A 10963-nucleotide genomic window follows, 5' to 3' on the forward strand; every position below is an offset into this window, starting at 1 on the left:
GGAAACGCTATCTTATTTTTGTCCTTCGGACCTAACTCCACACAAGTCTAATTTTGTCTTGAAACAAAAAGTAGTGTTTATCTACAACCTGAGAAAAACCCTTATAAATAGATAAGGGTTTTTCCTTTCTCATAACCTGTTCACTCTACCGATTATCCACTTTCTCCGGATACATATCATGATTCATCATCCGATGGCTCGCCATCTCCTCGTACTTCGTCCCCGGTTTCCCGTAGTTGCAATACGGATCGATCGAGATGCCGCCGCGCGGAGTGAACTTGCCCCATACCTCGATGTAGCGCGGGTCCATCAGCTTGATCAAATCGTTCATGATGACGTTCACGCAATCCTCATGGAAATCGCCGTGATTGCGGAAGCTGAACAAGTACAGCTTGAGCGATTTGCTTTCTACCATTTTGATGTCAGGAATGTAGCTGATATAGATCGTCGCAAAGTCTGGCTGGCCAGTAATCGGACACAGACTGGTGAATTCCGGGCAGTTGAACTTTACGAAATAATCACGGTACGGATGCTTGTTGTCAAAAGACTCCAAAACGCTCGGGTCATAGGAGTAGTTGTACGTTGTGCCTTGATTTCCCAAAAGAGTGAGGGAGGATAAATCGCGTTCTTGTTGATGTGCCATAGTGAGTACAGTCCTCTTTTCTTCCATGAGAGTAAAATATCGTTTAAACGCCTCGTTTATTGCCCCAGACAAGCGCATGTAGTTGGGGAAGAACCTTCGCGTCATTCATGTCAGGTGTCGCCATCGCCTGATCGATCAGCCATTCAAAGCTCTCCAAAAGCTTATCTCGAAGCCGGGGCGTATCAGCGTCCGTCAGATCACTGTTTCCGGGCTGCAAGTAGAAAGGTACCTCTGGAAATCGCTGATGAATAGTGCGTGCATAGGCAAAGTCGGCGTCGTCGAAAACAACCACTTTCAGGCTAAGACCTGGATGTTTTTGTTCCAAAAGCTCGTGTACAATTCGATCAAGCGCTTGAAAATCTGTTTCCATCCCGGAACTAGGTGGCTTCGGTGAAATCGTAATGTCGTCAATCAGTGGAAGCCACGCTTGCCACTTGCTGCCTTGTGTTTCGACTGCTGTGCGAATGCCATGCTCCTTCAACAGGGAGATTAAGTCCCCGATGCCAGCCAAAAGCGCAGGATTTCCGCCGGAGATCGTGACATGAGAAAAACGGTCCCCGCCTAACCGAGTGAGCTCCTCCCAGACCGCCTTGGGTGACATTTGCCGGATTTCATCGCGGGCAGATCCATCCCATGTAAAAGCGGAGTCACACCAGCTGCAACGATAGTCACAGCCAGCAGTTCGCACAAACATCGTTTTTTGTCCGATAACCATTCCTTCGCCCTGAATCGTAGGGCCGAATATTTCCAAGACCGGGATCATTCCGTCATCCACTCCCGTCTTGCCTCTGCATAGCTGGTCGGTGTCTCGAACAGGCGAACGAACTCCACCCGAGCGCTGTTGTAACGGTCGCGGTAAGCATCTGACTGCAATTGCTTTTCCATTTCTTCGAAAATCCACACGACCATGTTTTCGGCAGTGGTATTCATCGGAGGAAGCATTTCATTCAGATAGCGGTGATCCAAATAAATTTCGATGTGCTCTTTCCAGATTTGCTTGATGTCACCGAAATCGATGACGAGTCCGATCTCGTCCGGAAAGCCGCTGATGCCGAAGACGACCGTGTACGTATGGCCGTGCAGGTTTTTGCACTTTCCTTCATAGGCGTGCAGATGATGTGCAGCGTCAAAAGTAAATTCCTTGCTTACCAAAACGCGTTTGTTATGGTAGCGAAGCTGTGATTTTTGAATATGGGTACCCAGTGCCTGCATGCGATCGACGATACGAAAATCAAAGTTGGCGCTCATCAGGCTTGTTCTCCAGGTTGATTTTTCTCGGAAAGATAAGTGTCCAGTCCGGCTTTTCGTAGGTGGCAGGCAGGGCATTCGCCGCAGCCGTCCCCTTTGATGCCGTTATAGCAGGTGAGGGTATTTTCGCGAATATAGGTGAAGGCACCCAGATCGTCCGCCAGCTTCCACGTTTGTGCTTTGTTCAGCCACATGAGCGGCGTGTGAATCACAAACGGATAGTCCATCGACAAATTCAATGTCACATTGAGTGATTTGATAAAGGCGTCACGGCAATCGGGATAACCGCTAAAATCCGTTTCGCATACACCGGTAACCAAGTGACGTGCTCCTCGTTGCTTGGCGAAAACGCCCGCAAAGGAAAGGAACAACAAGTTGCGTCCGTCGACGAACGTGGATGGCAATTGGCCTTCTTCATGGGTAATGTCAATGTCTGTGCGGGTGAGTGCATTGGGCGCGAGCTGGTTTAACAGGCTCATGTCCAATACGGAGTTTTTGACGCCGAGTTCTGCGGCAATTTGCTGGGCGCACTCGATCTCCAGCTTGTGTCGCTGCCCGTAATCAAACGTGAGGGTTTCTACTTCGCCGAATTGCTCTTTCGCCCAAAACAGGCAGGTAGTGCTGTCCTGACCTCCGCTAAAGACAACGACGGCTTTTTCCTTTTTCATTGCTCTCCATCTCCTCTTAATTGAATTGGAAGAAAGAGAGTTCTTGAACTTTCCATCAAAAAAACAAAAACAATACCAAAGAAAGGTACTGTTATCAAGCTTAGTTTTTTATAGAGGGAGTTCGCGAACCTCTCCCGTGCAGATGCACGGATTTCTTATTTGTGGAACCCAAATGGGCACCTTGAGACATTATACAACAATCAGCGCCGAAGTGGGGGGATTATCGCTTGGAAAAAGATTGACGGATGGAGGGTGCTCCTGCTAGTGTTTTTTTCATAATCGATCAACATGGAGTGGAGCGGGTGATTTTGATGAGAGATGTCCCTTTAGTGGAAGAATATCGCGGCGGCATTCTGGAGAACGTACATAACGGCATCGTGTGCGGCGTGAATGAAAAAGGAGAGGTGGCTTATCGGGCAGGCGATGAGAACCATATCACCTTATTGCGCTCCGCAGCTAAGCCCTTTCAAGCCATTCCCATCGCCAAACGTAAAATTGATGAAAAATTCGGACTGAACAGCAGCGAAGCAGCACTCTTTGCGGCCTCACATCGTGGTGAAGTTTATCATATGGAAGGCTTGGAGTCGATTTTACGAAAGACCGGCATTCAGGAAGACGAATTGCTTACTTGCCCGACTTATCCGCTCAACGAGGAACCGAAGTTTGCTTGCTTGTCCCAAGGCATAGAAAAACGTAGGCTCTTTCATAACTGTGCGGGAAAGCATTTGGGGTACTTGGCGTTGTCGAAGGATCAAGGATATTCCACTCATGATTACTACAAGGCAGAGCATCCAGCACAACAGGAGGCATTGGAGGTGTTTGCCAACCTGGCTGGCTATCCAAAAGAGCAGGTTCAGCTAAGCGTCGACGGCTGTGGCTTCCCGGTTTTTGCGTTGCCGCTCAAGAACCTGGCGATCGCATATCTAAAGCTTGCTTGTCCGGATCTGATCGAGGATCACAAGACACGTGAGGCAGTAGAGAGAGTGACAGGCTGGATGACGAGCAGTCCCGAGATCATTGCCAGTCACAACTTCATCTGTACAGCGCTCTTAATGGATGAAAATATAATCGCCAAAGGCGGAGCGATGGGTGTATACGGCTTTGCTTTGAAAAAAGAGAGACTCAGCTTCTCGCTTAAAGTACTGAATGGCTCTGAATTAGTATGGCCGCTTATTATCGCGTCGATCTTGGAGCAGATTCAGTATGATAATCAGGAAACCATCGACCGACTGCATGCGCTGGCGCCAAAAGCTATTAAAAATGACAATCAGTTGGTGGTCGGGGAGAAACGACCAGTTTTTGTCTTGAACAAATGCTAAAAACGGAGGCGAAGTATCATGCTAGTGGAAGTGATTGCGACTTCAGTTGAGGATGCAAAACGTGCGGAGCAGGGCGGAGCTGACAGGTTGGAGCTCATCTCGGGTATTTTGGAGGGAGGCATTACTCCGAGCTGGGGATTGATTGAGGCAGTGGTCAAGGCGGTTTCCATCCCGGTAAACGTTATGGTGCGACCGCATAGCCAATCATTTTGCTATACAGCAGAAGAACTTGCGGTCATGCGGCAGGATGTACGTATCATCCGTGAGCTTGGGGCAGCAGGTGTCGTAATTGGCATGCTGACTCCAGAAAATACGCTCGATCAGCGGGGATTGGAGCTGTTGCTTGGTGAGTCAGGTGCTTTGAATGTGACGTTCCATCGTGCTTTTGATAATGCTGTGGATCAAATGGAAGCAGCGCGTATTCTCCTAAAATATCCCCAAGTTCGTACCATTCTTACTTCTGGGGGCAAAAAAACCGCCATCGAGGGAGCTGCTTGCATCGAGCAGCTCGTCAAGCTGACAGAGAATACGCAGCTCGCGATTTTGGCAGGAAGCGGATTGTCGCTGGCTAACGTGGGAGACCTCGTGAACCGTACGGGTGTCAAAGAGGTTCATTTTGGATCGGCAGTACGAGAAGAAGGACAGCCTCTTCGATACGTCGATGCAGAGCAAGTGGCAGCCATCAAACAACTACTGTAAGTATAAAACAAGCCGACACCTTACTTCTGTAGGGTAGCCGGCTTGTTGTTCATTCGTTTCCGTATCCAGTAACCGACGATGAGAATCAGCGGATACAGGAACCCTTTTGTTAAATCAAAGAATGGCCAGTACGTATACGTTTCGTATAAAAAAGCTCCGTTTGGAACGATGATGATTGCGATGGCGACAAATAAGATGCAAATGGGCAAGGTGAGCGACTGATGCTCCTTTAAATGGAGAAGCTGCTTTATACCCACACAGAAACCATACATATACAGTACGACTTTGAAATAAATGGAGACAAACCACATGAGAGCCATCATCGCTTCCTGTCTTTGAAAGAACTCTCCTACATGGACTCGTTTGGCGAGGGAGTAGCTCGGAAAGGTCTCGCGGGAAACCAATTCCGGGCCGAGCACCAAAAGCGATAAGAAGATGACGGCAAGCAGACAAACTCCACCGTATATCGCTCCTCGCAAAAATGCAGATGTGAGCTTTGGTTTTGCATCGAGGTGCGGGGTAATCATGAGAAAAATAACCAGCTCCGAAAAGGGAAAAGCGGTCACGGAAAATACTCCTCTTATGACGGGCTTTATGCCATTTTCCAAGAAGGGGAAAAGGTTCTCGAATTGGAACTGAGGGCTTAACAAAAGAAAAAACATAACGAACGTAAAGACAAACCAGAGGAAAAAGATTTCGCTGGTCCGTGCAAAAGCTTCAAGTCCTAATCGAACAGCGTATATTGCGCAGGCAACGAGTAAAAACATGACAGCATCGATGGGTGTTGCTTTCATTATGTGCGTGGTCATGAATTCTCCGATCGTCCGTATATAGACAGCGCCGTTGATTAATATAGCTTCCAAAAAGAAGAGGGAAAAGAACGTGCCGAGCCAACGTCCAAATATGAGCTTGTTCTTTTCAATCAGCGTTTGTTCGGGGTAGATGCGAGCGACTACACAAAACAAGTATACGATGGCTAGCCCCAGTACCATGCCGATCAATCCTGATAGCCAGCCATCGTGACTCGCTTCAGTCGCAGGTACAGAAGGTAAGATCAGGATAGAATCTCCTATGGTGATGAATGTTACGAGGATGACAAATTGACGGCTGCCAATCTTATCGGAGTTCTGCATGATGCCTCACCTTGTCCGTAAGTTTATCTTACGTATTATTTCCAAGTTCAGGATGGATAAACGAACCGTAAGCAGGTACCGTCTCTTGTGTGATATGTTTTCGGAATAGTATGATAAAAGGAAAGCGGCAAGAAACTATGAGCCAACAGGAGAAGGGAAGAAAAGCTGTGGAGCTGGAAAAAAGGTTGTCGGCCATTATCGGACAAGCGGAGGGGACTTGGGGTGTCGTTGTGGAGGAACAGGGCTCAGCTAAAGGAACCCGTTTTGAGCATGTAACGGATGAGCTGTTTATTGCGGAGAGTGTGATCAAAGTGCCGATCATGGCAGCCGTTTTCGCGGCAAGTGAGCAAGGGCATTTTCGATTGGAGGATCAGCTTGTCCTACGTCAAGAGGATCTGGTGGGGGGATCGGGGATTTTGTACGCGCTATCTCCAGGCTTGAAGCTTACGATTCGCGACTTGGTGACCCTCATGATTATTCAGAGCGACAATACGGCGACAAATATGCTGATTGATTTGGTAGGAAAAGCGCAGATCGACCAGACCATGATCGATTTGGGAATGCGCCAAAGCTGTTATTCACGCAAGCTGATGATTTATCCACTCGACATCACAGAAAACAATAAGATAACCGCTGGAGATGTTGCGAGTATGCTAGGTCAAATGGCGATGGGCAGTTATTTGTCTGAGCGTGCCTGCAAAGAGATGATCGCCATTATGAAAAAGCAGCAAGTCCGTAATGGTCTGCCGTCCCAATTGCCAGATGAGGAAGAATCCCATTATCCTGCATGGGAACTGCCGTGTAAATCGGGTTGGGATACTGGCAGACAGCATGATGTAGGTTTGCTGTATACGAACAATCGCTGCTTTTCCATTACGGCCCTATCCAAAGATGTAACCGCTCAATCCGCTTTGAACACACTCGGATTACTGGGAAGAGCTGTGTATGACTACGCTATTTTGGCTGTCGATTAGATCGGCAGCTTTTTCATTTGTTGATGGTTAAAACTTGCTTGGAAGCTTCATCGATCTCTTGCAATTCAGACGATGTCAAAGAAAAGCGCATGGCTTTGACATTTTCCTCAGCATGATGGACTTTGGACGCGCCTGGAATCGCAAAGACCGTTTCTCCATGAGCGTGAATCAACCAGTTCAAGGCGATTTGTGTAGCGGATGAATCGTATTTGCGTGCCAGATCCTCCAGGACGGTGATGAGCGGCTGAGACTTTTTTAGCCCGGTGGAACGAAAGGGTGATGTCCATTTTCGGGGTCCTGTAATGGACTGGACCAGGGCTGGATTTTTATGAAACTTGCCGCTTAGAATCCCTTGCTCAAGCGGAGAATAGGCGATAATCGCAATGCCCAACTCTTTTGCCGTATCCAGTATCCCGTTTTGTTCGATCCTTCTGTCCAACAGACTGTATTTCACTTGATTGGAGATGAGACGCAGACCGTTCTCGCGCAATACGCGATCGGCTTCTCGCATACTTTTGGCGGAAAAGTTACTTACGCCCACGTTCTGAATCTTGCCTTGCTTGACGAGCTTGGCCATTTCATTCATTTCGCTTGCAACAGAAGACAAGGAGTAGGGCTGGTGGACTTGATGCAAATGGATGGTGCGGTTATCGAGCAGACGAATGCGCTCGTCAATTGTGTTCCCGATGCTTTTTGCGGTGCGCAGGACAGGCCACCATTTCGTCGCAATATGGGCGGAATCCGCTAGTGGACCGGTGTCGTTTAAGGCTTTTGCCAGCATCTGTTCTGATTGACCTTTGCCGTATACTTCCGCAGTATCAAACCAGTTAATGCCCCCAAGCAAACTCGTCTGCACAATTTTTAAAACATCGTGAGGTCCAATGACAGGCCAAAACTTCCCCACCATTCCGTGTCCATTGCTGAACTGCCAGCAGCCGAGGCCTAGAGGAGAAAGCATCAGGTCTGAGCTCCCCAATTTACGCAAGACAGGCGTTTCGATTGCTCCCAAGCCACTTCACCTACTCCCGTTCTATTATCGATTTAAGATACTTTCTTCCAATACAGCATACTTGTCGCCGTATTCCTTAATGATATGCTTTTCGCCCCATAAGCAGAGCGAATCGAGAATACTTTTCAAGGTCCAGCCGTACTCGCTGAGCTCATACTCCACTTTTGGCGGAACTTGATTGTAAATAATCCGGTTGATGATGCCATCATCTTCAAGCTCTCTAAGTTGCTGCGTTAGCATCTTCTGCGTAATCCCCGGCATTAGTCGTTTCAACTCACTTGTACGTTTTTTTCCGTGAGTCAGGTGACACAAAATAACGCATTTCCATTTACCGCCGATGACCTCAAGTGTAGCTTCCACTGAAATGTTATACTTCTTCTTCATTGTTGATTTCCTCCTGAATGATAGGTACTTATTAGTGCCTATCACACAAAAAAGTGCGTACTTTTACTTTTCGTTAGTCTATCTCATAATAACACTTGTCAAACGACATGAAGCACATTAGGTGGCTGGAAACAGTCATACTAACATAGAGAACATGGATGGAGGAGACAAGTTATGCCAAAACATTTGCAAGATACGACTACGCTGTACAACGGAGTAAAAATGCCTTGGGTGGGTCTGGGTGTTTTTAAAGTAGAGGAAGGCCAGGAGCTCGAGCTAGCTGTAAAAACAGCAATCAAGCACGGCTACCGCAGTATCGACACAGCCGCTATTTATAACAACGAAGAAGGTGTTGGCCGTGGAATCCGTGCAGGTTTGCAGGAAGCGGGCATCACTCGAGAAGATCTTTTTGTTACCTCGAAAGTATGGAATGCGGATTTAGGGTATGAGTCCACGTTGGAAGCATATGAGGCGAGCCTGAAAAAACTCGGGCTGGAATACCTGGACTTGTACCTCATTCACTGGCCGGTAGAAGGAAAGTTCAAAGAAGCATGGAGAGCATTGGAGACGTTGTACAAAAAAGGGTTGGTAAAAGCTATCGGGGTAAGCAATTTCCACGTTCATCATTTAGAGGAACTGCTTAAAGACGCTGAGATTAAGCCGATGGTGAACCAAGTAGAATTCCATCCGCGCCTGTCCCAAGATGAACTGCGTGCCTACTGCAAGGAGCAAGGGATTCAATTTGAAGCATGGTCTCCGCTTATGCAAGGACAGCTATTGGACAATCCAGTACTAAAAGGAATTTCGGAAAAATACGGGAAGTCCATTGCCCAAGTCATTATTCGCTGGGATTTGCAAAATGGCGTTGTGACCATTCCAAAGTCGACCAAGGAGCATCGAATCGTCGAGAATGCATCCGTATTTGATTTCGAACTGTCGAAAGAAGACATGGAAATGATTCATGCGCTAAACCAAAATCACCGAGTTGGTCCAGACCCGGATAACTTTGATTTTTAATAGCTGACGGCATACAAAAAAACTCCTGAAATCATCAGGAGTTTTTTGCGTTGAGGAAAAGGAATAGGAATCAAATGACTTCTGGCAACTGAATGTCGTCCATGGTTACCACACATTCAAATTGATTGGGGGAGTCGTGGTGAACATGCTCCTTGAGAATACCCATTTTCACGAAAAAGCGCAGGCTGGTGTAAACGGTTGAGAGTGTGATGTTTGGCATCTCGTTTTTTAAAGCATGGTAAACGTCTTTGGCTGTATAGTATTTCTGAGTGGTAAGCATAAGAAGGAGTACGGCTCTTCTTTGGATGGTTAATCTTTTTCCTAGATGCTTTACTTGTTGTGTGACACTGACAATATGATGATTCATTACAGGCCACCCCGCTCTTAGATTATAATAATTACTATATTATAATTATCCTTTTTATTTTGTGTGCAGTCAACTTTTTCTTTCCATATCTTATCCAGCTCATGGCTTGCGTGTGCATGTTTCTGGGGGATGCGTAAATCTTACATAAGAGGGATAATGAAATAGGGGTTTTCTTTTCGACCAAAACATGGTAGTGTATGTGCGGATTTTGCTTACGTGATAATGTCAGGAGTGGAACCATGTGGCACGAAAAAGACGAACCGCAATCCAGATGAACAGTCCACAGCGAAAAGTGCTCGAATATGGCATGCTGGTTCTAGGATCGCTAGTATTGGCAACTAGTTTCAATCTGTTTCTGAATCCAAACCAAATTGCTTCTGGAGGGGTTTCTGGGCTGTCTACGATTTTGCATAACATGTTTGGTTTTTCTCCGGCAGTGGTGCAATGGGCAATGAATATTCCTTTGTTTCTATTAGGATTTAAACTTCTCGATCGGCAATACAGTTTGAAGGCGGCGGTTGGTTCAATTGTTCTCCCATTGTGTGTTATGCTGACCAGTCACCTCCAGCCGTTAACTACGAATCTCCTGTTGGCGAGTATTTATGGGGGAATCGGGGTAGGGCTCGGGATCGGTATCGTGTTTCGGGGGAGAGGATCGACGGGGGGCTTTTCAATTGCTTCGCAGATCCTCCACAAATATTCAGGATTTAGTTTAGGTGCATGTGTAGCTGTGTTTGATGGACTAGTGATCTTGTTTGCAGGGATTGTATTCGATCCGGAAAAAGCATTGTATGCACTTATCGCATTGTTTGTGACCAGCAAGACGATTGATATTGTTCAGATGGGCTGGAATACCTCCAAAGTCGCTTATATCATTTCGAATGAAACAGATACGTTGAGAGAAACCATCTTGTATGATTTGGACCGTGGTGTCACTTTGTTGGATGGTGCTGGTGGATATACCGGAGACGCGCGTAAGGTACTCATGGCAGTTGTCAGCCAAAGTGAAGTGAGCAAGCTGAAAATCATGGTGCGTTCCGTGGACCCAGATGCATTCATTATTTTGTGCCCTGCTCAAGAAGTGTTGGGAGAGGGCTTTCGAGCAGGATAATATAATAGAAGAAAAGAGCGGTGGGGAGTCGTTCCACTGCTCTTTTTTTTGTTCGATTTTTATTTTGAATGAAATTATTTTAGATTTTCTATTGCATTTAAAATTTATACGTGCTATATTAAATCTCGTGAGCGGGACACAAACGAAACGCACACAACGAAAAACAAATCAAATGCCGGTGTAGCTCAATTGGTAGAGCACCTGACTTGTAATCAGGGGGTTGTGGGTTCAAGTCCTATCGCCGGCACCACTACATAATCTGTAGTAGGGAAATGAAACAAAGCGCTTGATAGCGCGAAAATGCTCTTTGAAAACTGAACAGCGAAAGCGTTAATGAGTCTATCATTAAATGATTTGCCAGCTTTGAACCAGTAACAAACTTTATTGGAGA

13 protein-coding genes, 1 tRNA gene and 1 riboswitch are annotated in these 10963 nt (G+C 46.7%); of the genes, 6 read left to right on the plus strand and 8 right to left on the minus strand.

The genetic code is table 11. From position 1 onward, the window contains the following. Positions 1-145: 145 nt before the first annotated feature. From queF to queC, 4 genes are read right to left on the minus strand one after another with little or no spacing between them, the layout of a single operon-like run. On the minus strand, positions 146-643 hold the full coding sequence (gene queF / locus ACFVS2_RS34435; RefSeq protein ID WP_007729714.1) for a preQ(1) synthase: 498 nt from the start codon (positions 641-643) through the stop codon (positions 146-148). A 43-nt stretch (positions 644-686) separates the two neighbouring features. Further along, a complete protein-coding gene (gene queE, locus ACFVS2_RS34440; protein WP_390241177.1) occupies positions 687-1406 on the minus strand; it encodes a 7-carboxy-7-deazaguanine synthase QueE in 720 nt (239 codons plus the stop codon). After that, positions 1403-1891, minus strand: coding sequence for a 6-carboxytetrahydropterin synthase QueD (gene queD / locus ACFVS2_RS34445; protein WP_173620486.1), 489 nt, complete (start codon positions 1889-1891; stop codon positions 1403-1405). The genes queE and queD overlap by 4 nt, the downstream gene beginning before the upstream one ends. Further along, positions 1891-2559: a 7-cyano-7-deazaguanine synthase QueC gene (gene queC, locus ACFVS2_RS34450; RefSeq protein WP_390241181.1), complete on the minus strand. Its 669-nt coding sequence runs from the start codon at positions 2557-2559 to the stop codon at positions 1891-1893. Before queC ends, queD begins: the two co-directional genes overlap by 1 nt. 99 nt (positions 2560-2658) lie before the next feature. After that, positions 2659-2697: riboswitch (PreQ1 riboswitch) on the minus strand. 173 nt (positions 2698-2870) lie between these two features. Between queC and ACFVS2_RS34455 the strand changes: the two genes are divergently transcribed. Both ACFVS2_RS34455 and ACFVS2_RS34460 read left to right on the plus strand, forming a co-directional pair. After that, positions 2871-3878 carry an asparaginase gene (locus ACFVS2_RS34455; protein ID WP_390241196.1) on the plus strand — a complete coding sequence of 336 codons (1008 nt, stop codon included), beginning with the start codon at positions 2871-2873 and terminating at the stop codon, positions 3876-3878. 18 nt (positions 3879-3896) lie between these two features. After that, complete coding sequence (locus ACFVS2_RS34460) at positions 3897-4577, plus strand: copper homeostasis protein CutC (protein WP_390241184.1); 681 nt, start codon at positions 3897-3899, stop codon at positions 4575-4577. Positions 4578-4597: 20 nt separating this feature from the next. Here the strand turns inward: ACFVS2_RS34460 and ACFVS2_RS34465 are convergent, their stop codons facing one another. Continuing rightward, positions 4598-5710: a GerAB/ArcD/ProY family transporter gene (locus tag ACFVS2_RS34465; RefSeq protein WP_390241187.1), complete on the minus strand. Its 1113-nt coding sequence runs from the start codon at positions 5708-5710 to the stop codon at positions 4598-4600. A 137-nt stretch (positions 5711-5847) separates the two neighbouring features. Here ACFVS2_RS34465 and ACFVS2_RS34470 point away from each other — a divergent pair, with 137 nt between their 5' ends. Beyond that, the gene (locus ACFVS2_RS34470) at positions 5848-6684 is read left to right on the plus strand and encodes a serine hydrolase (protein WP_390241189.1); all 837 of its coding nucleotides are present in this window, start codon (positions 5848-5850) and stop codon (positions 6682-6684) included. A gap of 13 nt (positions 6685-6697) precedes the next feature. Here ACFVS2_RS34470 and ACFVS2_RS34475 read toward each other — a convergent pair whose 3' ends face one another. Together ACFVS2_RS34475 and ACFVS2_RS34480 are read right to left on the minus strand one after the other, a co-directional pair. After that, positions 6698-7642, minus strand: a complete 945-nt coding sequence (locus tag ACFVS2_RS34475) for an aldo/keto reductase (RefSeq protein ID WP_390241199.1) — start codon at positions 7640-7642, stop codon at positions 6698-6700. A 75-nt stretch (positions 7643-7717) separates the two neighbouring features. After that, a complete protein-coding gene (locus ACFVS2_RS34480) occupies positions 7718-8077 on the minus strand; it encodes a winged helix-turn-helix transcriptional regulator (RefSeq protein ID WP_007727418.1) in 360 nt (119 codons plus the stop codon). Between the two features lie 174 nt (positions 8078-8251). Between ACFVS2_RS34480 and ACFVS2_RS34485 the strand changes: the two genes are divergently transcribed. Then, positions 8252-9094, plus strand: coding sequence for an aldo/keto reductase (locus tag ACFVS2_RS34485; protein WP_390241193.1), 843 nt, complete (start codon positions 8252-8254; stop codon positions 9092-9094). Positions 9095-9164: 70 nt separating this feature from the next. On the opposite strand, the gene ACFVS2_RS34490 is transcribed toward ACFVS2_RS34485, so the two are convergent. Continuing rightward, entirely contained in the window at positions 9165-9461 is a 297-nt protein-coding gene (locus tag ACFVS2_RS34490) for a Fur family transcriptional regulator (RefSeq protein ID WP_173620481.1), read from the minus strand. A gap of 241 nt (positions 9462-9702) precedes the next feature. Here ACFVS2_RS34490 and ACFVS2_RS34495 point away from each other — a divergent pair, with 241 nt between their 5' ends. Beyond that, on the plus strand, positions 9703-10572 hold the full coding sequence (locus ACFVS2_RS34495) for a YitT family protein (RefSeq protein WP_007727413.1): 870 nt from the start codon (positions 9703-9705) through the stop codon (positions 10570-10572). Positions 10573-10746: 174 nt separating this feature from the next. Next, positions 10747-10822, plus strand: a tRNA-Thr gene (locus tag ACFVS2_RS34500). Positions 10823-10963: the final 141 nt, after the last annotated feature.

This window comes from Brevibacillus sp. NPDC058079, from assembly GCF_042885155.1.
GTDB lineage: Bacteria > Bacillota > Bacilli > Brevibacillales > Brevibacillaceae > Brevibacillus.